The organism is Pontibacter chinhatensis (assembly GCF_900113285.1).
In the GTDB taxonomy this organism is placed as follows: Bacteria; Bacteroidota; Bacteroidia; order Cytophagales; family Hymenobacteraceae; genus Pontibacter; species Pontibacter chinhatensis.
In genome coordinates this window covers 1-24,149 of record NZ_FOOT01000002.1, presented here as the reverse complement: position 1 = coordinate 24,149, position 24,149 = coordinate 1, and the positions used below count along the sequence as shown (strand labels likewise).

Below are 24,149 nucleotides of genomic sequence, written 5' to 3'. Positions count from 1 at the left end.
GTGCCGGTGAACACAGCCGGCAAGCTGCTCCTGACCTACAACCTGGTGGGGCACTCGGCAGAGAACCCGTATTGGCTCAGGCGCATGTTCCCCGACGCCACAAAGCTGCCGCAGGAGGACCTGGAAGAGGAGAGCGGGTTTCTTTACAGGAAGCCGCTGCCCGGTATCTCCCGCTATCAGCTATATGATATCCTGCGCCGCTTCATGCTGCAGTTCCAGAAACCAGGCCTGCCCGTTGGCGCACCCTTTGAGCTGGTGATACAGGAGCTCAGGGAAGCCACACCCTTAAAGGAGCGGGAGAGCTACCTGTACGGCTTGCTCAAAGAAGAGCTCCGCAGCGCAGTGGCGGACCTGACAGGGACAGACTGCTATTATGTTCCCAGGGAGGAAGAGGGAGATAAGGGGCGTGTGTATCAGCCAAACTACAAAACAAAAAAGGGGCCTGTTACTTTCCGGGTAGTACAGGAGGAAGACACGCAGCTGAAGCTACTGGTAGAGCTGGCCGTGCCGGTGAAGCACCTGTTCGGGCAAAGCGGCCTGAGCTTCAGTTGTTCGGCAGTCGCGCTCAACGACAAGCTGATAGACTGCCTGGTCCTGATGGCCCCGATGCTGGAGGAAGGCGGTTTCACAAAGCTGAGGTTCTATACCTCTGTAAGTGGGGGCGGCCTGGAGGCGCATTTCATGCGTGTTATACCGTCCCCGAGACAAAGCTTACAGCCGGACGCGCTTGCCAGGTTTGCTCGGCTGCTTCAGGGGCTGCAGCAAATCCTTGCAGCGCAGTGACTAGGGTCTGTTGAAGGTGTCAAACATTGATAGTTTATCCTGGTCATTGACAGGTGTGGGACATTGATGGAGGGATTTAAAGCCTTTTTAGCGCTGGCACCTCCCTTGCAAACTCTTTTCTGTAACGAACCATAAAAAGCCATGCCTAAAGTAAGAGTAAGGGTCAAGGTCAGCAGGCCAAAGCGCTAGCCGCTGTAACCCCATCTTTTAGTTGTTAAACTTAACCATCCTACATGCAAGAAAAAGCTACAGCACAACCTACGGCAAACAGTTTCCTGGAAATGTGGAAACACTTCAACCAGATGGCGCACGACAGCGGCATTGTGAGAACAGCCTTGACCAAGCATAGCCCCAAGGACAGTACCTGGCTAAACTATTACCTCTATTTTAACCATTATCAGGTACTGGGGCAAACGCTGCTGGTATACTGCCTGCGCGAGGAGCTGGACATCGCAGCCACCTATGAGTTTTCGGAGTTCGACCTGACCGGCTACTCCCTGGAGCCGGAGCAGGAGCACCACGATGAGGAGGCCGGCAACCTTCGGCAGGCCCTGGACGACGTGGACGTGCTGCAGTTTGCCAGTGTGCGGGATGTGCCCGAGTTAAAGCGAACCCTGCCAAAGCTCCTCAAAACCGAGGGAATGCTGAAGGTGCTGGTGCTGCCCGAGCTGGAGGGGCAGGAGCTGGAGGAGTACCGGTGCCTCTTTGAGCCGAAGTTTAGCAATCACGCTAACTTGGGAAAGACGGAGTACGTGGTGCTGGCGCCGCAGGTGCAGGAGGACCGGGAGGTAAGCTGGCAGTACCTGGTGTATGGCAGAAGCACGGCGGCCTCTCTTACAAACCTGTAGGGAGACGCTTCCTTTTCATTCTTAACTGTGAAATCGCTAAACAAAACAGCATATGTGGATAGCATCGAAATTCGGTTTTTTTCTCTATTGTCGCAAAGGCAGATGGCGTGCATCTCAGGGCCAGGGTGGAGAAAGACCTGGAAGAACTTCTGGCGCAAACGGAGCTCACAGCGCCAGTACAGACCTGGCCCGGGGCGGACTACCGCTACAGGGTTATTGTGGGAGCCGATAAGTTACCTGTTGTTTTTCAGAAGCTGGCGGAGTCCATCGACTACGACAACTTCAAGAACATGATCCATGCTTCCCCTACGCAGCAGGGCAAGTATTACGCTTATTCCCCTGTTTGGGAGATCATGTATCAGCAGCAACAGGAGCCTGAGGAAGAGTAACAAGCACTCGATTTAACTCCCAGAGGCGCGGGGCACCAGCCCCGTGCCTGCTGTTGCGCAGCCTCCGGCCTCTTTTCTTGCACCCTAAGCCAACAGTTTATTTTGCCTGATCGCATTCCGTCTTTCCCCTAACATACTAACTGCATGTACAAAACCACTTTCCTGACCATCTTCCTTTTCATCAGCATGAACGCCATGCCGGGGTTTAAGTTTCCCGGTGTGACGTCGGTTGATGCGCCGCCTTTGCCCCTAAGCCACCACAGGCGTATTCCTGTTTCTTGGGCTGCGGAAGGGGAACTGTACCATACAGATAAAGAGAAGGTGCTGAAACTGGTGAACGGGCTGCGAGGCAGTGGCTGCTACTGCGGAGACAGTCACCAAGAGTCTGCCAGGCCGTTGACCTGGAACAGCAAGTTGGAAAAGGCTGCCCGCCTGCATAGCATGGATATGTACCGGAACAACTACTACAGCCATGTGTCGCGGGACGGGACACCTTTTTACGTGAGGATAAGGCGGCAATCCTATAACTACTGGAGCTGTGCAGAGAACATTGGCCTGGGGTACGAAAGCGAGGAAGCGGTAATGGAGGGGTGGAGAGACAGTGCCGGGCACTGCGTGAATATCATGAACCCTGCTTACACGGACATTGCCGTAGCCAGGGCAGGCAATTACTGGGTCATGGTGCTGGCTGAACCGGAATAACGCTGTATTCTGCTTAGGCCGTTGTGCTTTTTAGGACGGGCTGCAGCGGTCGCTGCTTCTCTTTAAAACAGTTACGCTTATGAACAATGTCGCGAAGGCAGTAAGGTACTCGCTGCTCCTGCTCTTGATTGCAGGCATACTGGCTGCATGCTCCTGGCGCTTTACCGAAAGCTACAACAAGCATTTAGCCTTAGAAATAGAAAAGCTGGATCAGGAGCTGAAAGCCGCCGCAGACAGCATTCCGGTCAGGGAGGTAAAGTATAAGGAGCTCAAGCGGATACAGGAGCTAAGCTTTACCCAGCCTGTCACGCCGGAGCACGTGCGCGGTGAGGAGCTGCGGGCCGTCATAGAAGGAATGTATAGCCACGAAGTGTGGCTGATAAACAAACGCAGGGAAATCAAAAGACTGGAAAAGTATAGGCAGAAACTGCATGAAAACCACATTACTTTATGGGATTAGCAGCCTGCTCCTGTGCCTGCTGCTGGGTAGCTGCGGAAAAAAGGAGCTGACAGAGGACGAGCACTTCAACCTCTACCTCAGGACCCTGTCAAACGACAGCACCGGCTACCGGATCGTCTATGGAACGGCCAGAAACATTGACACCCTGTACGGCGTGTTCAGCATGTCGCTGTAGTACGTCCCGCTGAAGCGGCAGCTTGATCATTATGATTCCCTGATAATACTTTACCTGGCAAAACGTGATAGTACCTTTGAGCGGAAGTATGTCCCATCCAGAGATAAAGAAAAGTCTACCTACATTAACTGGAATAGCTTTAACGACAGCGCAAGAGCTGCCTAAACAAAGGCGATGCTGTCCGCGCCAGCATCCGGCGCAAGGCTGTCAGGCATTAGAAAAAGATAAAAGGCTATGTGATCGACTGCAGTGTTTCCCTGGTGAGAGAAGAGGATACTGTCTTAGTAGGGCAGTTCGACATCTGGTTCAAGGAAGATTTCCCTATGTCTCATATGAAATACGAAAAGGTTGAGGTGGCGCGCTAGACATCTACTTTTAACCTATCTTAAAATGCTTATATTTGAAGAGCTGTAACTTAGTCGCTTAAAATTCCTTGTCGGCAAAACAGGAGCATGGGCAGTTCCAACTAGGACGTAAGGGAGAGTAACCTACAGCCTGCTACGACATGAAAACATTCTCATCCATAAAAGAGCTGTTAGCCATTCTCAGCCGTGAGCAGAAACTGCTCACTGAAATATTCGAGAAGCGGAAACAGCTGTCCTATAAGTATGACTATGCCCTGGAGGTGGTGGATTATAATGCAGACAAAATCCAGGCGTTGGTTGAATATGCTGTTCTCAGGGAGAACGGCCCTTATCTGGAGTTGGATGACCAGTACCTGCAGTTTTTTGAGCAGATACTGGAAGTGAACGAAGAAATCAATGTCTCCTATATCAGTGAAAACCTGCAAGCCATCCGGCAGAACATTACCTATTACCTGAAAGAGCACAGTGAAAGCCGTAAGTACGGTTACCTGCGCACCATTAAAAGTGCCCTTCGCAAGACGGGTATCATCGCCATCAGAAACGTGGTGGATCTGAAAAGGAACATCGACAACACCTTTAAAAATGAGCCTAATTACAAAATAAAGAAGATTAAGCTGGAGCACCTTGACCTTAAGCGTGGCGATATTACCATGCTGGTGGATTCCACGGAGAGGCTTGTGTCAGGCGAGGAGGAGCAAACTTTCTTTACAGTTGCTGCAGATGAAGAACTCAATAAGATCATCGTGAAGCTCAAGCTTCAGCTAAATGACTGCCGTCACAACCTGATCGAAATCCAAAACCAGGTAATAGAGTTTATCAACCAGATACGGTACCAAAGTGGATTAGTGGAGAAACTACGCCAGCTGAAGTACCTGAAAGATCAGTTTGAGCTGAAAAGCAAAACCAATATTCTTGAGGTATTGGAGGAAAGTAATGCCGTGGTCTTTGAGCCTAATCCCATGTACCCCTTAAAGCTTTCGCTTGAACAACTTCAGAACGACAGCCAGGTGCTGGATGTCGTGCGTAAAGTGGCAATCCGGATGAAAACTGGTGCCAAGGTGAAACAGCAGCTAGCGGAACATAACCTAGAGGCCTACCTGGAATCTGACACAGAAGAGATGAAGCAGGTAAACTTGGATGAGGTCAAGAATAGCTTTTTGGCTGGAAGCAACAATCTTTTCGACTTTCTGCAAACTTATGATTTTGGCACATACCTAACATTTGAGGAACGCCTGACTGTGTATTGTCAGCTTATCTCCCAGTTTGACACGCAGTTTGATTTAACAGACCAATACCAGCGCTGCCTGGATACGGAATACCTGCTAATTTACCCAAAAGCAACATGATAGAAATCCCAAAGCAATCGGCTGAGGTCTTTGACATATTGAGCAGAGGCCAGTTTATCTGCTCCAACAGCAGCAAGCTCTCCATCAGAATTTTATATAATGTTATTCATCAGGATCTTGATGCCTATCGAGCCTATTTTAGGGGAATTAATCTGGTATTGGAGGAAGGCAATGAATACTACTATTTTTCCCGGCCGGATAGTAAGGCTGAGCTAGATCGGAAGCTGGAAATAGCCATGAAATGGATAGACATTATCGATTTCCTGAAAACATATGAGCCAGCCTTTGGGTCCGGGTTTCGCTTCACGCCCTCGGATATACTGGTCAGGGTGTCCGTGGACGCAGACCTGAAGAACAAGCTGGATGGTTTGAAGAAATATGCTGGTGGAAAGGAAAAGCAGACTGACATTGTCTCTAAAATCCTGGATCAACTGGAGAAGGATAACTTTATTGAGGTGGAGAATGATGTCACGGAGGAGTACAAAACGTTGGCTTCCTTTGATTACCTGGAGCAGCTGATTTTAAGCATTAACATACCTGAGGAAGTGCAGCATGAGATACCTGAATAAAATCGTTTTTATCAACAGCGCTTCTGTCCGTTATGCGGAGATAAATATTGATGGCAACGTACATTTTATAGGCACGCAAGGGGTGGGGAAAAGCACCACGCTACGTGCCATTCTGTTTTTCTACAATGCAGACAAGCTCAGGCTCGGTATTGAAAAAGGCAAGAGATCTTTTGATGAGTACTATTTCCCCTTTGGCAATTCTTACATCATCTATGAGGTGGTCCGGGAGACGGGGCCTTTTTGTGTTATGGCCTTCAAATCCCAGGGACGAGTTGCCTTCCGGTTTATTGATGGAGCCTATGATAAGCAACACTTCATTGGGGAGGACAGCAAGGCCCTGCCCTGGGAGCAGGTCAGAGGTATCCTCCCGAAGCATAGTGCCTATACCAGGAAAGTTGACCGATATGATGAGTTCCGTGACATTCTGTATGGCAACAATAAGGGCTTGCCAGCCGAGTTTCGTAAGTATGCCCTGCTGGAGAGCCGCCAGTACAAGAACTTGCCACGGACCATTCAGAATGTATTTCTGAATTCAAAGCTGGAGGCGGAGTTCATCAAACAAACCATCATCATGTCGCTCAATGAAGAAGACGTAAAGATAGACCTGAACCAGTACGCCCTGCACCTGCGAAATTTTGAGGAGCGCTTGGCTGACATCAGCAAGTGGAGCACGAAAAACAGGGCCGGTGAGATCGTGGTGCGCGTAGTGGCAGAAAAGATCTCTGGCTACTATACCAAGGTCCGGTATCTTAAAATGGAAAGAGAAAGGATCGGAGGGGAGCTAGTAGCGATGCAGAAGTACTTTCAGGAAACCTACCCGCAAGTGCTGAAGTCTGTGGAGGAGGAGCAGGACAACCTTGATGCGGCGCAGCGAAAGGTGAAGGAAGCTGATGCCGCTTTCGAAGAAATTAAAACCGGTATCACTGCCAACATTACTGTGCTGGAGGAAAAGTTAAAGGAGTCCGGTAGGAAGCGGGAGGAATATACAAAAGCCAATATTGGTGACATCATCCAGCGGGTGAGCAAAAGACAGGAGTGGGGGCATCGGCAGAAGAACCTGGAGGAAGAACATAACTTGCTTTCGGCCCAGTTTCAGGATATCTCAAGCCAATATGAGGTTTTGATGAGGCAGGTACGACAGCAGCTGGAGGAGTTCCTCAATAGCAGGAATAAGGAAAAGAACTCGTGCCAGGGCAGCTTCTATGATCGCAAAGAGCAACTCAGCAAGCAATATGATCGCATTCTTCAAGAGATTGAAGCGGAGGGTAAAGAAAGCTTTCGTCATGCCTGCAAGGTCTTAGAAGAGAGAAAAGACCGCGTGCACGCCCTAATTTTTAGCCGTAAAGAAATTGAGCTAAAGAAGTATTTTGAAGCTGAAATCAGCCGGACCAAAGAGGAGATTAGGGAGGCTGATGTGACTATGCAGGGTGCCAAAGTTGACATTGCAAATTGGGAAAGTCAAATTTCTGCAACGCTAAAGCAGTGGGAGTTAGAGAAAAAGAGTCTGGATTCGGAGACAGCCAGCAAGGTGGCAAAGCTAAATGACGCCATTGAGGTTTGTGATAAAGAAATACAGAAAATTGATGCGCTCTTGAGCAACAGCCGTGACTCGCTTTATGCGTGGCTGCATGATAACAAACCAGGTTGGGAGCATACGATAGGGAAGGTCATCGATGAAGAACAGGTCTTGTTTCAGGCAGGGCTTTCGCCCAGGATCTCCAGCCTGGAATCAGATGCTTTTTACGGTGTGGAGTTGGAGCTGTCTGAAATCAACACAAAGGTAAAAAGCGTGGCGGATTATGAGGCGGAGAAAGAACGCTTTATTGCTGAGTGTGAGGTGCTGCATGTAAAAATTTCGGCGCTGGATCAGAAAGCCGCACAGGAGAAGGAGCAACTAAAGGTAAAGTATCAACCTATACTCGCTCATTTAAAAAAGCAAATTGAAGAACAAAGATATGCTGCCCAAAAGGCCTTATCCGATAAGGAGCAGGCAGAGGTTAAGTTTATAGAATGGGAGAGAAAGGCTGTAGATAAACGGCAGAACGACCTTCTTACCATTCAATCAGACATAGAAAGTGCTCAGAGTGCAAAACTGGAAGCTGAGGAGCAGGTAGAAGCCTTGGAGGAAAGCCTTCAAAAGCAGCTTAGCGCCAAAAGAAGAGAAAGAGAGGAAAAGATCAGCAAGGAGCAGGCTGAGCTTCAGGAGAGGCTTCAGGAGCTGGACGGAGAAATAGAAGCAAAAAAGCAGGATGCGACAGAGCGGGAGGCAGCGCTAAAAGCGCAAAGCCTGAAGGCACTTGAAGAGAAAGGTGCTGATACCGGGCGCCTGTCGGCCATTGAACAGGAGCTGCAAAAAATTGAGGCAGAGCTCTCCTTTATCGAAGAGAAACGGGATCTGGTAGCTGATTATAGAAAAGATAAGCGGGAGCTCTTTGATCTGGAAGACGAGTTTAAAGCGGATAAAGAACTGTACCAAGTTCGCCTGCATACTGAAAAGCAAAAGCATCAGTCGTGTAAAAAGGAACTGCTGGAGAAGGTTCAAGAGGTGAACGTAAAATTTTCCGAGTTGAAGGCTTCTGCCAGTCAAATAGAAGACGACCTGCAGGAGTTCGAAAGTTTCGCTCAGACAAGCGTTTTCCGTAGCCTTTCCCTTGCATCCATAGCCGTACCCGGCGTTCCCAGACACCCGGTTAGGCTCACTGAATTGATCAGACACCTTACTGATAAGCACTTGGGCCTAACTGACAGCCTGACTAGCCTAAGAACAGAGGTTAACAGGTTTCTGAGCCATTTTTCTGTTCACAATATCTTCGGTTTCAAAACAAGCATGAGTGCGGAAAGTGACTACCTCGACTTTGCTGAAAACCTGAAGGAATTCCTGGATGAGGACAAAATCGCGGAGTTTGAAAGACGCACCAATGAACACTTCGCCACCTTGATCCGACAGATAGGAAAGGAGACGACCGACTTGGTCTCAAAGGAGGCGGAGATACAGAAAGTCATTCTCCATATAAACAGGGACTTTGAGGAACGCAACTTTGCCGGTGTGATCAAAAGCATTCAGCTGCGCCTTTCTGACAGTGCCCATAAAATTGTTGTGCTGTTACAGGAGATTCGCACGTTCAATAACGAGTATTCTGCCACTCTGGGTACGGCGAACTTATTCAGTACCGAAGACAGTGAAGCCCAGAACAGGAAAGCCGTTAGCCTGCTTAAGCGGTTCGCCACCGAGATTTCCAGCTCCAAACAACATGAAATAAATCTGTCCGACACTTTTGAACTGGAGTTCCGCATCATAGAAAACGATAATGACAGCGGTTGGGTGGAAAAGCTTGCCAACGTCGGTTCTGAAGGCACGGACATTCTGGTCAAAGCCATGATTAACATCATGCTGCTAAATGTCTTCAAGGAAAGTGCCTCGAAGCGTTTCAAAGATTTCCGTCTGCACTGCATGATGGACGAGATAGGGAAGCTGCACCCAAACAATGTTAAGGGTATTTTAAAGTTTGCCAATGACCGTAATATCCTACTTGTAAATAGTTCTCCGACCACCTATAATGCTATGGACTACCGTTATACTTACCTGTTGGCAAAGGACAGCCGCCATGTGACAACAGTGAAGAAGCTTATTAAAAATAATGTAATCCATGAAGCTGCTGTCTAAAGGCCTCGTTACTAAGCTGTTGCAGTTGAGTAAGGGTGCGAAGCTCCCGGCAAGCAAGTTGCAACACCCGCTCGTAGCAGAACTACTGGAGGAGGGTATACTTGCCGACAGCAGGCTGGGGCGGTCTAAGAGTACTTTGTACCTCCCGCAGCCGGAGTCGCTGAAGGCTTTTTTGTTTAACCGGTTCTCCATTAACGATCTAGAGGTATATCTGGAAACTTTACAGGAAGAGGGAGTTTCCAGAGCGCAACTGGTACAGGGAAGCACTAACTCTAAACTAAAAAAGGTTAGGACGTTTGAGGGTTTTCTGGTGAACTGCTATGAGCCCATAAAGGCGAGGCTCCATGGAAATGAGATTATTATAAACCCGCCTGAAGGCATATTCCACTTTATACATGCTTTTGAGCAATTTGAACCGCACCCGGACGTCACGATCGTGGGTGTTGAGAATGCTGAGAACTTTAGCCGGGTAGAAAACCAGCGGCATTTATTTAAGGGGCTGCATCCGCTGTTCGTGAGCCGTTACCCGCAGAGCCAGAGCAAAGATATGATCAGATGGCTGCAGGCCATATCCAATCCTTATCTCCATTTTGGCGACTTTGATTTTGCAGGCATAGGCATTTACCTGCATGAATACAAGCGTTACCTGGGGACGCGTGCCACATGGTTCGTCCCGGCTGGCCTGGAGGCTATGCTCCTAAAGTGGGGTAATAAAAACTTATATAATGCACAAAAGGTCAATTTTGATTCAAGCAAAATTGAAGAGCCCAGAATCCTTGAGGTGATTGAGTTGATGCATCAATATAAGAGAGGATTAGAGCAGGAGGCATTTATAATCAACAGTACGAGTTTTGATGATTCTCTCTAAGTTTTTGGTGTAAGAGTTTAGCTGTTATTGACATAGGACCACAGATGGATTGTAGTTATATCAGCCTAGCATTGGGAGTTATTTTCCTGTTTCGGCAGCTATACTGGAACACATAGATGATTACGAGAAAGCACTGGAAGCTTACTCGCATCTGTTGCTGGATTTTATATAATTGCTTAAGATGGCTGGCCACATCGTTGAAGTGCTGAACGAGACAGCAGACTAATACCGCTCTACTCCGACGCCACCTTACAGACTGAGTTTTGTTCTATTGTAAGACTTATACCATTGATAAGATTATACCGAAGGAAGTCCCCTTCTGCAAAGAACCTATGCAATGTAAACCTGGATATAAAATAAATTCCAAATGCCAGATAAAATAGTTGCCCTGCTGATAGGGTCTTGTATCAGTTAGGAGGCATACTTTCGAAGTGGGTAAGAGAAAAAAAGTATTGTATTGAAAGTAAATCGATTAGAGGAAATCGAGATAAAGTATAATCTTTATTTTGATGAGTAATGTTAATATTAGACTTATACACGCAGTCCAATTATTTATTATACTGCGGGCATGTCCAATTTGAAAAAGAGTTAAATGCCTCTATATTTATGAAATTGACATAACGCCTAAAATCACGTATGTCGTTGTTGAAAAGAATATCATTAAAATTGTAATATACAAGGGATTTTTCTTGCTTTTATGCTATTAAATTAGTATATTATTTTATGGAAACAGCAGAAAGAAAACGACCCATTCACTTGGGTGACCATGTAAGGAGAATGCGGACAGCTTTGGGCGTGAAGCAATCCGCCTTAGCCAGTGAACTTGGCACTACACAGCAGAACATCTCCCGCATTGAGCAAGAGGAGGATGTAGATGATATGACATTGGATAAAATCGCAAGAGCGCTTGGTGTGCCTGCAGAGGCTATAAAAAACCTTCCAGAAGATGGGCATGTATTTATTCAGACTCTACATGATAACTCCGTAGGTAATGCAGCGAATTCAGGTAGTGGCCCTGCTGGAAGCTTCTCTCAGTGTACTTTCAATCCCTTAGACAAGATAATGGAGCTGATGGATGAGAACAGGAAGCTATACGAGCGTCTGCTGGCCAGTGAGCGGGAGAAGGTGGAAATCCTCCGGCAACAACAGAAGGCGTAACTGTCCGGGAGAATCTTGAACGAATCAGGTAACCTTTCTACAGGTTACCTTACTTTTGTTTGCTGCCCTCCGTATCCTCCAACAGCTCTACGTACTTTTCAGCCCCTTCAGGATCACTGCGATAGGTGGAGTCCGCCCAAAGTGTCGCCTCAGGATATGCCTGCTTTAGCAGCTCATACTTGATGCTGTTTGCCTGCAGCTCACCGTTCTCCTGGGACAGACTAAAACAAAGCCCCACGGAAACAGTAACTGTCAGCAGGCACATTATTCCACCTATAATAAATCCCTTTGATTTGTCATCGAAATGATGATAGTGCCGGACAGGCAGCACCTTGGGTAGCTTGGTGATTGTCTCCTGGAAGGAAGTAATCAAAGCGTAAATTTGTAGAGCCCTCAGACCCAAGTCATGCTTTTTCAGAAGCTCCTTCAACTCTTTAAAGTGGGAGGTATAGTCAATAGCTGCCTCCGGGGGTATTAGTTTCGACGCCTGTGGAATCTCCCGTTCCTCCAGTGCTTGCAGCCTTTTGGCGTGCAGTCCCAACACACGTTCAGTGTCTGAGAGCCGCTCTTCCATTTCTTCTGGTCTCATAGATGCCTCCTTTTTCTTTTCTTGCGTTTTGTCTTTTTGAATTGATAGTCACTTAGGTGCTGAGCCCCATCTGCCTGCACTGCTGCAGGTGAGAGTAGGGTGTCAGCCAAAGCGTGCAGCGCGCCCCTTTCTCCTGACGAAGGAACAATGGCAGATGACTGCTGGCGCACAAAGCTTCCCTGTCTAAGTTGTGGCCCGGATGCCGCCTTTTGGCTAAGTTGCCTGTTCTGTTCCAGCAGCCTGGTGATGTTGCCATAGCTCAGGCTCCTGTCCACGGCAGAGCCCTTGAAGCTCAACTTGCCCAGCCGAAAGCTCACGCCCTGCACCTGGTCGGTGCCCCGCCTGTATTTGTAGTCGATACTAATGCCTTTGCCTTGGATCAGGTGCTCCAGCTCCTGCCAGCTTCTGGCCTTACCCAGCGCCTCTTTCACGGCGTCATGCAGCTCGTACCTGACCTTATCGGCTCCTTTCAGTCGTTCCTGGTTCACCTGCCCCTTTCCAGGTGCCAGATAGTAGCCGTGTTGTACGGTCATTTCCCGGCAGACTTTAGCGTTGCGCCGGTGCTGGAATTTGTCTGAAATAGTTTTCCCTTCATAATCCACCCGGTTATAGACAATGTGCAGGTGCGGGTGCATGCGGTCTTGGTGCTGCACGATGAGGTACTGTGTATTTCTTATCTGCATCCGCTCCAGGTATTCCTTTGCCCGCTCCGCCATGATTGTAGGGGAAAGCTTAGCCATGTCCTGTGCGCTCCAGTTCAGGGCGATGTGGCCCACGGCTTTTTCCAACTCAGGCCGAAGCCTGCGCTGCAAATTGAAGTCAGCCACCATGGCCGAAACGGTTTCGGTGCGAATACCTTCAGCTACCAACACTTCAGCCCCGGGTTTCTGCACCACGTAGCGTACGCAGCCACTAAAGCTCTTGCCTACTATCACCTTTCCTATCATCTCTGCTTACTTGCTGAAGTATGTGATGGATGTCCTGCAGGAGCAGGCGGCACTTACCCTGTACTGTAAGCAGCCCCTCCCGGTGAGCCAGCCGGGTGAGCTGGTTGAGGTTGTTCGAGAGACCAGAGAGCATGCGCAGAAGTGCTGCCTCCTCAGGGCGGAGGCGCGCCACGACCACTGCTTTCTTGGCGGCTGCCCTGAACCAAGCCGAGAGATTCATTCCCGCCTCCCGGGCCTTGCCTGCTACCAGGAGCCGTTCGGTCTCGGTCAGGCGCACGACCAGTACCTGCGTCCGCTTGACCCGTTTGGTAGGGCGGCCCCCTTTATTTTTCTCGAGGTGCTGATGCTGTGCTTTTACCGTTTCCATACTGTTCTTACATTGATGTGCCTTGAAAATCCCCCTGCTGCGACCACCGGGAGCAGAGGGAAAGCCTGAGGGCTGGGAGAGGTTTTTGTATGACAAAAACACAAACTTGCTCCCTGCGCTTAAAAGCCTTACCCTATGGCTTCTTTACCGATGGCCAAGGCCCAGGCGGAGCTGCTTTGCCCGCCCCTTACGGGCCATCAGGTACGCATTCACATCCTTGTGACTCCTGTAGAAGGAGGAGACATCCCTGCTGTTCGGTTCCGATCGCAGGAGCCGCTCCGTCGCGCGTCTTCCCGGCTGGTCCTGGTCGAGGAAGAGGAGTACTTTCTTGTGTTGGGCAAGCACTTCCAGGCTCTTGCCCAACTGAGACAGGGAGTTGAGGACAAGGAAGCTGGAGGTGTGGCTGAGGTGGGGGCGCAGTTCAAGGAGGGAGAGGAAGTCCATGAAGCCCTCCAGCAGGCAAATGGTGTCAGTCCCCTTATCTATGAAGGTGATGTCCTTGGGAGAAGAAGAGCCCTTGAACCAGCTGTTGCGCAGCTCATAGCCACCGGACCGGTTGGCAAAGCCGACAGCCTCATACTGTCTCTCCCCAATGGAGAAGCTTACCTCATGACAGTAAGAGTTAGCGGTCTCTATCGAGATGCCGCGGTGCTGCAGGTAAGCTGCCAGTGGACTCCCTGCCTCCAGTGGCTTTGCCTCCAGCACCCGGATAGTAGTGGGAGAGTCGGTTTCTCTGGCCGGGCTTTTGCTGTGGCCGAAGCTTTCTTGGGCACGAACGGAATGGAAGGCAGTTGAGGGTGAAGAGAAGGAATATGATGCAAGCAACTGAATGATCTCCCGGATAGAGGCCGTGCGGTGTAGGCGCATGGCCAGGTCGAACACCTTACCGCCCTCGCCCGTGCCGTGGTCGTACCAGCGATTAAGCCGGATGTTGACTTTAAAGGAGGGCGTGCGCTCTGGGGCACGAATCGGAGAGACGTACCACCAGTCCAGGCCGTTTTTCCTGGCGGGCTGAAATCCCTGTCCTGCGAGGAAGTCGGTGATGGCTAATTCATCGTTGATTTGCCGGATGTTCATCTTGTCTTCTTGTTTGCAAGCGTGAAAACACTTCATTTTAAAAGCAGTCCCACCCAGCAAGAAGGAATTGCTGAAAGGAGCTGTGGGGAGGCTGGGAAAATCGTTCTTTGGAAGGGAGTGGCCTTTGGGTACGAGTCAAATCTAGCCTTGTAGCATAGGCGCCAGGTCATGTGGCGCGGGCAGAGAGCAGCCTGTCTCGGAGGCTGCCACTTCCACCCGCGCGGCAGCATGTGTAGAGCCGAATGCGGGAAAAGGCCAGTTAGGCTTTTCCTTTTCCGATGAGCAGGTGCTGCCCCGCCTCCTCCTGTAATTCGGAGACAGTTTTCCTGCGGCCTTTGCGCACCCACTCATCCAGCTCTGTTTTGTAGAAGTAGAGGCGCTTGCCCCGTTTGTTGAAAGGAACCTCCCGGTGGCAGACCTTCACGTAGAGGGAGGAGACAGAAAGGTGAAGGAAGGCAGCGGCCTGCTTGACGTTGAGCACGGCATCTGTTTCCTGTGGTGCCCGGAGCTCGGTGAGCAGCAACTCTAGGCGGTCCATTTTGTCGTGCAGCAGGCGCATGGCCTGGGGCAGTTGGTCGAAGGTGAGGTTTTCCATGACAGCGTTTGTTTTGGTTTACACTGCAATGGTAAAGAGTTTGTTTACAGGGTTACAAGCAGGTAAACCTGTATCCTACCTGTTTCCTACTAATAGCTATAGTTTTTCTGCGTGCGCAAAATGGGGAAGATGGCATAAGTGCCGTCCCTTTGTTTCCGTACGTCCAGGATGGGCGATTGGCAGGGCTTGGCGTTGGAGGAGATAATGGCTGCCAGGTAGTTGGGGGTTAGTGTTTTCTGCTGCTTGCGGAGCACGTAAGCGAAGTGTTTGGATATCCATTCCTCCAGGTCTGCCTTGAGGCAGCCCACAATCAGGTTGGCTTCGTAGAGCTGCTTAAAGGCGTCTGCCAGTTGGTTGCCATTCCCATGGAAAACGAGAGGGGAGGAGGGAAGAGTATTCTCCTGCAAGAGAGATAATAGCTGCTCCTGGTCCTCAGGTGTAAAATAACTCTTGAGGACTTCATAAAAACTCCAGGCAATTCCTTCCAAGAAGCGCGGGTAACTTTGAACTGGTGTTGGGGCGACTTGGGGCCAAAAGGTGGTGTCAGGCGGAGTTAATTCCTTCTCTATAGGAATCATGATCCCAATAGCCTTGTTGAGCTGCTGCAGGAAAGTCTCCCGCAGCTTCACCGAGTCAGCCAGATCCTCTACAAACTGCTCCACGACCAGATTTTCCGATGAGTCGGGCTTCAGGTTCCTGACGAGGAAGAGTTTATTAAGGTTAATCTGAAATATGTAGCCTTTAGAGTAAGACATCTTATAGCCTTCATAGTGATAGTGGTAGTTGACCCAGAACTGCTTAAAGCGCTTCTCTACCGAGCCGATTAGCTCGGCCACGAGACGGAGTCGGTCTAAAGGGAGGGGGAGAAGGTCCAGGGTTGCTTGCTCACACAGCAGTCTGAGCTCACTTTCAAATGTGAAGGCGTCGTAGTATTTTGTCTCATGCCCAATGTCATAGACTGGTATCTCTTCTGCAGGACCAAAACGTTGTTTGTAGACTTTTTTTTTGAGGACCCTGAGTTCAAAAGTCTGCAGTCGGATCAGGAACTTCTTCAGGTGTTTCATAGCGCATCTGGCGTGTTAGATTCACTATTTGCCTGCTCCCTCCAGGATTGGAGCCTTGAACAGGCAAGGATTCAGGAGCCTCCGGCGGTGCAGTTCTGGTGCCGGTGATGCTTTGTATACGAAGATTAATAAATTAGTATATAAAAATTAAAAAGAAGTATGGAATAACCTCTCTATAGTGCTAAATAGCCTTATCAGAAGCAGGTAAACATTTGCTGGACAGGTGTAACGACTGTGTTTGGTAGGAGCGTGCTGCTTCGTTCATTCCTGAAAAAAGCAGCACGCCCCGGTTTTGAGAATTGATTACAGCCTTGGGTCCACCGCCTCGCTCTCCAGCGCCAGGACTCCAAACACGCACTCGTGCACCCAGCGCAGTGGATCCCGCCTTACTACCTGGAGCACTTCCTCTGCGATGGGGCAAATACTAAGATTCCCTGCTCCAGGGCACACCCGTTCTACCAAGGGACATGTCATATCTGCGCTTTCTGCTGCTAGTTCCTATTGCAACCTTTGCAGAGAGGCGGCATTAGTAGCAATTAGAATCCAAGAATGTTGGGGCGGGAGCCGGTATAAACCTTACTTGTCCCTTGTGGCTGGTAGGAAGATCTTTTGCAGTTCTCTCCACGAAAAATATTGCTCAGGATAGTATGATACTTGTCGTAGAAAAGCTCATAGCACCAGTCCTCGAGGAGCACTAACTCCTCTGTTTCCAGTTGGGCCATTCCCTTCCTCAGCTCTTTCTCAAACAAGGCCTTGTCGAAGCTTACTTTCCACAAGACCATTTTTATGTATTCCAGCATATGGTTCCTTTGTTGGTGTATTAAATATACAGCAAAGCTATAGAACTCATGTTACCATAAAGAGATGGGGCTGTTATGTTAGCGTCAAGGATGTTGTATCAGAAAGGGAGGCACAGTTAGCTTCTCATCAGTAGTCTGGTGGATAGGCGCCAGCAACTATCCCAATAGTTATGCCGCTAACATTCCTAGGAACGCTAGCGGCATGAATATTTTTTAAGCAAGGCCTTGCAACCGAAGCTGAACTATACCCTGTGCTGAAAACGTTCGAGTGCAGGCCCGGAAATGGTTACAATGGCAGATTTAGGTACGGCGGAGCCCCCCTCAGGCCAATGGCTGGTCAGCTCTGTCAGGCTGCGGGAGGTTTCGCCCGGGTGCTGCACGCACAGGAACAAGGTACGTCCATCCGGCGAAAAGTATGGCCCTGTCAGTTCGGCATCCATGGGGGCGCTGGCAATTTGCAGCACCTGCCCTGCCTGCGGCCCCTGCCTGGGCACCAGAAACAGCCCGTTGTTCCCGAAGGAAGTATAAGGGCCTTTGTTGATGCTGCGGCCGGAAATATCAGAGGTAAACCACAGGTTGCCCGCCGGGTCGAAGGCCATGTTGTCCGGACAGGCAAATCCGGTTTCAGGTCCTCCGGCCAAAAAGGTGTCGTGGCTGAAACGCAGGGCGTCGTACTGCCCGTTCTCCTCCACAATCTTCAGGATGGATCCATGGTAGTTTCCCTTTGGTGTGTTGTTCGTGAGGGCCACCAGCACATGACCGGTAACCGGATCTATCTCTATGTCCTCGGGCCGGTCCAGGAGAGAGCCGCCAACCAGTTTGGAAGCCTCCCGCAACCTAATCAGCACCTCTTCCTGTGTTTTAAAGGCTTTGCGCAGCGCCTTCTGTTTCCGCCTGTCCAGGGACTCCCAACGGCCTTTCTCCAGGTTGGCTACATACAGGGTGCCCTCCAGCAGTGAGCCGGGTTTAGAGGAGATAAACTTGTAAAGGCACTCATCATTCGCATCGTCGCCGGTGTACACCACCAAGCGCCCATCCGGTAATTCCTTTACTGTAGCACACTCATGCGCACAACGGCCCAGCGCCACCAGCTTCTTCGAGTCCCCGGTTCTGGGGTCCACTTCTACGACCCAGCCATAATGCTCAGGCGGATAGTCGTAAAACTTCTCCCAACCGTAATGGCTGGGCCCTGTAAGGCCGCCGGTTTTCCAGTCGCGCTCCCCGTAAAAGCTGTCGTAGTTTTCCTCGCAGGTCAGGATAGTGCCCCACGGGGTAACGCCCCCGGCACAATTGGCCAGCGTACCAATGGCACGGTCGGCGCCGGCAATAGGTTTGGGATAGTGAAAAGGCATGGGAGTCTTGGCTGTTATTCTTCGGTTGAGCGGGTCGTTATACACCACCGCCCATTTGCCGTCGCTGCCCTTCCGCACCCGCACAATGGTGCCGCCCACTTCGTACATTTCCTTGTCTACCTGCTCTTTTGTTCGCTCGCTTGTACCAGTGTAACCTGAAACAAACATGGGGCTGATGTACTCATGGTTTATCCAGAGCAGGCCTTCTTCGCTATCCTGCCCACTGAGCGGCACAAAGGCCACATAATCGTTATTAAACCCGTAGTGGTCCTGCTCTGAAATCGGGTCTCCCCACTTCAGCAGCACCTCGTACTGCAATCCTTCTATCAGCGTGAGTTCGTCAGTTGAGGTGGGGCCTAGGCCCTGAATGGTAGCAGCAGCCGTTGGGCGAGTTGTGTTAGCAAGGGCCTGAAAAACGGGCGCCTGCACCAGTAAAGCCAGAGAACCTTTTCCCAGAAACTCCAGAAATGCTCTCCTTTTCAAGGAATTATCCATAGTACGCGTCTTTGTTTTGCAGCGTAAAGTAAGCGCATTCAAAAGTCATCCTCCCATAAAGCGCTGTTAAGAAATGGTTAAGGAGCCATACTTATACTTATACTTATACTTCGGCAAAAGCTGCTATAACTCCATCCGCTCCGCCCGCACACAGCCTGCCTTTCATAGTGATTCCTTAATATTAGCTCAACATTGAAGTAACATCGCTTCTCTAGTTTTGCCGCACTTACAAGGCACGGAGAACGAGAAAAACATCAGAGAACCTGAAGCAACCGCCCGTCCGGTTTGCTAAGGCTCATACATTCGGGAGACTCCTCCTGCCTTTTCCACAGTCGACAAGCATTTTATACTTCTCACCCGGCTTGTTCATAATTCGGTTGCTTTAACTCTATTAAGAAAATAACCATTACACTTACAACCAATTAACATGATTAAACAACTACCAGGAGAAGGTAAAAAGGGCCGCTGTCGAAAGTACCCGCTGCTGCTCATGGCCATGCTCGGCCTGGCTCCCTTAGCGGCTAGTGCAGGTGAAACGCTGGCGGGTACTTCTGAAAGAACAGCGGTCTCTGAACCATGGGCCGGGGAAAGGCAAACCGGGACTGTGCAAGGGCAGGTAACGGATGCTGCCGGCCAACCGCTGCCCGGCGTGTCGGTATCACTGAAAGGGACCCCCACAGGAACTGTTACCGACCTGAACGGCCGCTTCACGCTTAACAGTGGCAATGCGGAGAAGCCTGTGCTGGTCCTGTCCTATATCGGGTATATAACACAGGAGGTATCAGTCGGCGGAAGGACGTTTGTTGAAGTTGCACTGCAGGAAGACACCAAGGCCCTGTCTGAGGTGGTGGTAACAGCGCTGGGAATCAAAAAAGAGAAGAAAGCACTGGGTTACGCCGTGCAGGAGGTGCAGGGAGGTGATTTGGTAAAAGCCCGGGAGGGAAACGCCATCAACAACCTGGTCGGGAAAGTGGCGGGACTCAGCATTAAAAGCTCCACCGATTTGTTTCAGGATCCTGCCATCAGCCTGAGAGGCCGTAAACCCCTTGTGGTGATTGACGGGGTGCCGGATCAAACAGCCGACATCTGGAAGATCAACTCTGACGATATTGAAAGTATAAACGTGCTTAAAGGCTCCACGGCTTCCGCCCTGTACGGCTCTATCGGCCGTAACGGCGCCATCATGATCACGACCAAGCGTGGCGGGAAACAATCGCTAAGCGTGGAGCTAAACTCCTCCACCATGTTCCAGCCGAGCTTTATCCGCATTCCCGAAGTACAGACCACCTATGGCAGTGGCAATAACGGAAAGTATGCTTATGTGGACGGGTCCGGCGGCGGAATCGAGGGTGCGGGCTGGATTTGGGGCCCTAAACTGGACCAGCCTAGCGCCGGCACCCCAAGTGGTTTCTGGGAAACACCGCAGTACAACAGCCCGGTGGATCCTGTGACCGGCGTGCGCCAGCCCCTGCCCTGGATCTCGCGCGGCAAGGACAACGTGGAGAATTTCTTTCAGACCGGGTTGATGTCCACCAACAGCCTGAGCGTCACCAGCGGCGGGGAAAAAGGCAGCTTCCGGGCAGCGGCGTCCCATATCTACCAGAAGGGCATCGTGCCGAACACCAGCCTGAACAACTCTTCCTTCAGCGTGGCGGGCAACTACAGCCTGTCCCCCAAGTTAAAGGCCGATGCCCGCCTCAGCTATAACAGGCAGTACACGGATAACTTCCCCGAAACCGGGTATGGCCCTACCAACTACCTTTACAACCTCGTGCTCTGGACAGGCGCCGATGTGGACGTAAGGGACCTCCGGAACTACTGGGCCGAAGGCAGAGAGGGAGAACAGCAGCGGCATTACAACCAGTCCTGGTACAACAACCCCTATTTTCAGGCCTACGAGTTCCAGCGGGGGTATTTTAAAGACAACACCTTCGGGGCCGTTACTTTCGACTATGAGTTGAGCCCCTCTTTCAGCGCCATTTACCGGACGGGCGTTAACCTCTATGGGCTGACCAGAAGTACAAAAGAGCCGAAAAGCTATGTTGGCTACAGCAACAAGTCCAGGGGCAATTATGATGTGAGCAACCAGCACTACTTCGACATCGTTTCGGACCTGATTGTGCAGTACGAGCGTGACCTGAGCAAAGACTTCGCACTCAAAGTGCAGGTTGGCGGATCTAATAATTACCAGAACCTCAAGCGTAACTCCCTGGCTACCGATGGCCTGACCATCCCCGGCTTCTATAACATAAGCAACTCTGCCAATCCGGTGCAGGGCTCCAACGCGATAGAGGATCAAAAGAAAAACAGCGTTTACGGGGTTGTGGACCTGGAAGCCTTCGGGGCGTTTTACCTGAGCGTTACCGGGCGAAACGACTGGGTATCGACCTTGCCGGTTAGCAACAACTCCTTCTTCTATCCTTCTGTGGCGGGCTCTCTGGTGGTATCAGACCTGGTGACCATGCCTTCTGTTATCTCCTATCTGAAGTTGCGCAGTTCCTGGTCGCGCGTTTCAGAAGGCCGCATCGGTGTTTATCCTTACAGCCACATCGCCGCCTATGAAAATGGTGTTAAATGGAACGGCGCACCGTCGCTATACTATGGCAGCAGCAACCTGAACCCGGACCTGAAGCCCGAAACATCCGATACCTGGGAGGCAGGTGTCGAATTGAACCTGGTGCAGAACAGGCTCGGGTTTGACCTGACCTACTACCAGTCACGCGACTATAATAACATCACCAACATCCCTGTCTCCTTGACCAGTGGCTATGCCTCCAGGCTGGAGAACGGGAATGTATACCAGCGAAAAGGAGTTGAGCTCATCGCGCGGGCCACACCGGTGCAACGCAACGGGCTGAGATGGGACATTACCGCCAACGCCAGCCAGTACCGCCGTTACCTGAAAGAGATTTTTGGAGGGGCCGAGGAACTGAACCGCCTCAAGGTAGGCGACCGCACAGACAAAATATTTGCCTGGGTATACGAAAAGGCACCGGACGGCAGCATTGTACATAACAGCAACGGTTACCCAAAATCAGACCCGTTCTCCCGCTTTGTGGGCTATGATGAGCCGGACTGGACGTACGGAGTTGAAAACGCAGTCACTTACAAAAATGTGAGCCTGAAGTTTCTCTTCGACGGTCGCCTGGGCGGAAAAATCTACTCGACTACCAACCAGAAAATGTGGTGGGGTGGCTCGCATCCGGGTACCGTAAATCGTTTCAGGGATGAGGCAAACAACGGGGAGGCAACCTTTGTGGGCGAAGGGGTTATCGTAACAGGTGGCGAAGTAAAGTATGACGGACAGGGCCGCATAACAGAAGATTCACGGGAATTCGCCCCGAATACCAAAGCTGTGAGCTACATCAACTACATGATCAATACCAGCAACGGGCACAACCATAACTACCACTACTACGATGAGACCTTTCTGAAACTGCGCGAGGTGACGCTGACCTACCAACTTCCAGCTAACCTGCTCCAAAAGACGCCTTTGCAGGCAGCCTCTGTATCGCTTGTGGGGCGCAACCTGCTGCTGTGGTCTAAGCTGCCGAACGTAGACCCGGACACCGGGGCAGACAACCTGCAGACCCCGGCCACCCGAAGCATGGGCATCAACGTGGACCTTAAATTTTAATCCGAACAGAAATGAAAAATATACGAATACTCCTGTTTACGCTCCTTGCAATATGCTTTTCTGCCTGTCAGGACTTCGAGGAGCTGCAACTGGACCCCAACCGCACGACGCAGGCAACACCTGACCTGCTGCTCACCAACATTGAGGTCAGCGCCTTTAACAGTGTACCCCTGTCAGCCGCGCTGGCCTCGCGGTACCTTGTCAACACCGATGGGGTTTCCCTGGAGCAGTACTATGGCTGGCAGCGGTCAGGGTATGGCAACTACAACCATTTAAGGCAGGTAGTACGGCTTGAAGAGGAAGCCGCGCGCCTGAATAAGCCGGTGTATGCGGCCATGGCCAAGTTCTTCAAATCATACTTTATCATCGGCCTTACGCAAACTTTTGGCGATGTTCCCTACTCCGAAGCGCTCAAGGGAGGGGAGGGTAATTTCTCCCCGGCCTATGACAGGCAGGAAGATATTTACCTGGGCGTATTGGAAGACCTGAAGGCAGCCAACGCGATCCTGGCAAGCACACAAGAGCCGGTCGCCGGCGATGTGCTTTACAAGGGAGACCTAAAGAAATGGCAAATGCTGGTCAACTCCTTTTCGTTGCGCGTGCTCATGAGCCTTTCGCTGAAAGAGAACAATTCCAAGCTCCAGGTAAAGCAACGCTTCCGGGAGATAATGGATAATCCGGCGCAGTATCCGATATTTGGCTCAAACAACGACAACGCTGCCCTGCCATACTATGACTTGGAGAGTAACCGCTACCCGCATTACAACAACAATAGCTTGCAGACTGCCTACTACATGGAAGAAACCTTCGTGACCTTGCTGCAGGAACTTGGGGACCCGCGTTTACCCAAGCTGGCCGCTCTGGCACCCAACATGGCCACGCGCCCGGCAGAAGACCTCTCGGCATATGGTGGTGTAAGGGGGAGCGATGCCCTGGACCAGAATAAAGCGAAAGTTGTGGGCGGCGCAGCTTCCAAAATCAATGCCCGGTACTACAACAATCCTGTCAATGAGCCGGCTTTGGCGTTGGGCTATGCGGAGGTGCAGTTTATACTGGCCGAAGCAGCTAGCAGGGGGTGGATCAGCGGCAATGCAGAAGATTACTACAAAAAGGGCATCGAGGCGAGCATGCAGTTTTACGGCATCCCCCAGAGCAGCATAAACGAGTACCTGGCAAACCCGGAGGTACAGTTGCAGGCAGCAGATCCCTTAGCCGCAATCCTGACCCAGAAGTATATCTCCTTTTTTATGAACTCGGGTTGGCAGCCCTTTTATGAGCAGCGTCGAACCGGTTTCCCGGGCTTTGATGTGAGCGGAAGCGGTATGCTGAACGAGAAAAGAATCCCAAAGCGCTGGATGTATCCTGAGAATGAGTTTCAGCTGAACAGAGCGCACGTGGAGGCAGCCATTGACAGGCAATATCCGGAGGGAGATGATATCAATGCCACCATGTGGCTTCTGCGCCAGGAATAACAGAAATTCACGTATAGCAAGAATTAAATATGAGCTCAACCAATAAGATAGTAAAAAGCCTGCTCTTGTTGCTTTGCCTGTTCTCTGTAGAATCGGCATGGGCCCAAGCAGGGCAAAAGAAAGCCCTGTTCATCATGGTGGATGGCATTGCGGCCGATGTGCTGGAGAAGCATCCTACCCCGAACATAGACCGGATTGCTGCCGTGGGCGGTTATGCCCGGGCCTATGTTGGAGGAGAAAAGGACGGTTACTCCCAGACGCCCACCATCTCGGCGGTAGGGTATAATAGCATGCTGACCGGCACCTGGGTGAACAAGCACAATGTCTGGGGTAATGCCATTAAGGCGCCCAACTATCACTACTGGACAATATTCAGGCACCTGAAAGCGCAGTATCCGGAGAAGAAAATCGGCGTTTTCTCCAGCTG

General features: G+C 50.7%; 22 protein-coding genes. 14 read left to right on the top strand and 8 right to left on the bottom strand.

Annotated elements, in window-relative coordinates:
• The 11 genes from BM040_RS05465 (at position 1) to BM040_RS05415 (ending at position 11,327) form a co-directional block, all read left to right on the top strand.
• Positions 1-783 (top strand): hypothetical protein, encoded by a 783-nt coding sequence (locus BM040_RS05465; RefSeq protein WP_092099514.1) that lies wholly within the window; start codon positions 1-3, stop codon positions 781-783.
• Positions 784-1,016: 233 nt separating this feature from the next.
• Entirely contained in the window at positions 1,017-1,631 is a 615-nt protein-coding gene (locus BM040_RS05460) for a hypothetical protein (RefSeq protein ID WP_092099513.1), read from the top strand.
• 107 nt (positions 1,632-1,738) lie between these two features.
• Positions 1,739-2,020 carry a hypothetical protein gene (locus BM040_RS05455; protein ID WP_092099512.1) on the top strand — a complete coding sequence of 94 codons (282 nt, stop codon included), beginning with the start codon at positions 1,739-1,741 and terminating at the stop codon, positions 2,018-2,020.
• 144 nt (positions 2,021-2,164) lie between these two features.
• Complete coding sequence (locus tag BM040_RS05450; RefSeq protein WP_092099511.1) at positions 2,165-2,722, top strand: CAP domain-containing protein; 558 nt, start codon at positions 2,165-2,167, stop codon at positions 2,720-2,722.
• A gap of 79 nt (positions 2,723-2,801) precedes the next feature.
• A complete protein-coding gene (locus BM040_RS05445) occupies positions 2,802-3,182 on the top strand; it encodes a hypothetical protein (RefSeq protein ID WP_092099510.1) in 381 nt (126 codons plus the stop codon).
• Positions 3,154-3,357 carry a hypothetical protein gene (locus tag BM040_RS05440; RefSeq protein WP_092099509.1) on the top strand — a complete coding sequence of 68 codons (204 nt, stop codon included), beginning with the start codon at positions 3,154-3,156 and terminating at the stop codon, positions 3,355-3,357. Before BM040_RS05445 ends, BM040_RS05440 begins: the two co-directional genes overlap by 29 nt.
• A gap of 505 nt (positions 3,358-3,862) precedes the next feature.
• Complete coding sequence (locus BM040_RS05435; RefSeq protein ID WP_092099508.1) at positions 3,863-5,068, top strand: hypothetical protein; 1,206 nt, start codon at positions 3,863-3,865, stop codon at positions 5,066-5,068.
• The gene (locus tag BM040_RS05430) at positions 5,065-5,637 is read left to right on the top strand and encodes a condensin complex protein MksE (protein WP_245756108.1); all 573 of its coding nucleotides are present in this window, start codon (positions 5,065-5,067) and stop codon (positions 5,635-5,637) included. The genes BM040_RS05435 and BM040_RS05430 overlap by 4 nt, the downstream gene beginning before the upstream one ends.
• Complete coding sequence (locus tag BM040_RS05425) at positions 5,621-9,301, top strand: ATP-binding protein (RefSeq protein WP_092099507.1); 3,681 nt, start codon at positions 5,621-5,623, stop codon at positions 9,299-9,301. The genes BM040_RS05430 and BM040_RS05425 overlap by 17 nt, the downstream gene beginning before the upstream one ends.
• Positions 9,285-10,169: a DUF7281 domain-containing protein gene (locus BM040_RS05420; protein WP_175490986.1), complete on the top strand. Its 885-nt coding sequence runs from the start codon at positions 9,285-9,287 to the stop codon at positions 10,167-10,169. Before BM040_RS05425 ends, BM040_RS05420 begins: the two co-directional genes overlap by 17 nt.
• A gap of 723 nt (positions 10,170-10,892) precedes the next feature.
• The gene (locus tag BM040_RS05415) at positions 10,893-11,327 is read left to right on the top strand and encodes a helix-turn-helix domain-containing protein (protein ID WP_092099506.1); all 435 of its coding nucleotides are present in this window, start codon (positions 10,893-10,895) and stop codon (positions 11,325-11,327) included.
• A gap of 49 nt (positions 11,328-11,376) precedes the next feature.
• Here the strand turns inward: BM040_RS05415 and BM040_RS05410 are convergent, their stop codons facing one another.
• The 8 genes from BM040_RS05410 to BM040_RS05370 form a co-directional block, all read right to left on the bottom strand.
• Entirely contained in the window at positions 11,377-11,916 is a 540-nt protein-coding gene (locus BM040_RS05410) for a hypothetical protein (protein WP_139217769.1), read from the bottom strand.
• Entirely contained in the window at positions 11,913-12,863 is a 951-nt protein-coding gene (locus BM040_RS05405; RefSeq protein ID WP_092099504.1) for a relaxase/mobilization nuclease domain-containing protein, read from the bottom strand. The genes BM040_RS05410 and BM040_RS05405 overlap by 4 nt, the downstream gene beginning before the upstream one ends.
• Positions 12,829-13,230 (bottom strand): plasmid mobilization protein, encoded by a 402-nt coding sequence (locus tag BM040_RS05400; RefSeq protein ID WP_139217768.1) that lies wholly within the window; start codon positions 13,228-13,230, stop codon positions 12,829-12,831. Before BM040_RS05400 ends, BM040_RS05405 begins: the two co-directional genes overlap by 35 nt.
• Before the next feature lie 144 nt (positions 13,231-13,374).
• A complete protein-coding gene (locus tag BM040_RS05395) occupies positions 13,375-14,343 on the bottom strand; it encodes a toprim domain-containing protein (RefSeq protein ID WP_092099502.1) in 969 nt (322 codons plus the stop codon).
• Positions 14,344-14,566: 223 nt separating this feature from the next.
• Positions 14,567-14,902, bottom strand: a complete 336-nt coding sequence (locus tag BM040_RS05390) for a helix-turn-helix domain-containing protein (protein ID WP_092099501.1) — start codon at positions 14,900-14,902, stop codon at positions 14,567-14,569.
• 89 nt (positions 14,903-14,991) lie between these two features.
• Positions 14,992-15,966 (bottom strand): hypothetical protein, encoded by a 975-nt coding sequence (locus BM040_RS05385; RefSeq protein WP_139217767.1) that lies wholly within the window; start codon positions 15,964-15,966, stop codon positions 14,992-14,994.
• A gap of 536 nt (positions 15,967-16,502) precedes the next feature.
• The gene (locus BM040_RS05375; RefSeq protein ID WP_092099498.1) at positions 16,503-16,766 is read right to left on the bottom strand and encodes a hypothetical protein; all 264 of its coding nucleotides are present in this window, start codon (positions 16,764-16,766) and stop codon (positions 16,503-16,505) included.
• A gap of 242 nt (positions 16,767-17,008) precedes the next feature.
• Positions 17,009-18,613: a PhoX family protein gene (locus tag BM040_RS05370; RefSeq protein WP_092099497.1), complete on the bottom strand. Its 1,605-nt coding sequence runs from the start codon at positions 18,611-18,613 to the stop codon at positions 17,009-17,011.
• A 427-nt stretch (positions 18,614-19,040) separates the two neighbouring features.
• Here BM040_RS05370 and BM040_RS05365 point away from each other — a divergent pair, with 427 nt between their 5' ends.
• The 3 genes from BM040_RS05365 to BM040_RS05355 form a co-directional block, all read left to right on the top strand.
• The gene (locus tag BM040_RS05365) at positions 19,041-22,250 is read left to right on the top strand and encodes a SusC/RagA family TonB-linked outer membrane protein (RefSeq protein WP_217646709.1); all 3,210 of its coding nucleotides are present in this window, start codon (positions 19,041-19,043) and stop codon (positions 22,248-22,250) included.
• 11 nt (positions 22,251-22,261) lie between these two features.
• Positions 22,262-23,722 (top strand): SusD/RagB family nutrient-binding outer membrane lipoprotein, encoded by a 1,461-nt coding sequence (locus BM040_RS05360; protein WP_092099496.1) that lies wholly within the window; start codon positions 22,262-22,264, stop codon positions 23,720-23,722.
• A gap of 29 nt (positions 23,723-23,751) precedes the next feature.
• A partial coding sequence (locus tag BM040_RS05355; RefSeq protein ID WP_175490985.1) for an alkaline phosphatase family protein occupies positions 23,752-24,149 on the top strand: 398 nt, incomplete at its 3' end.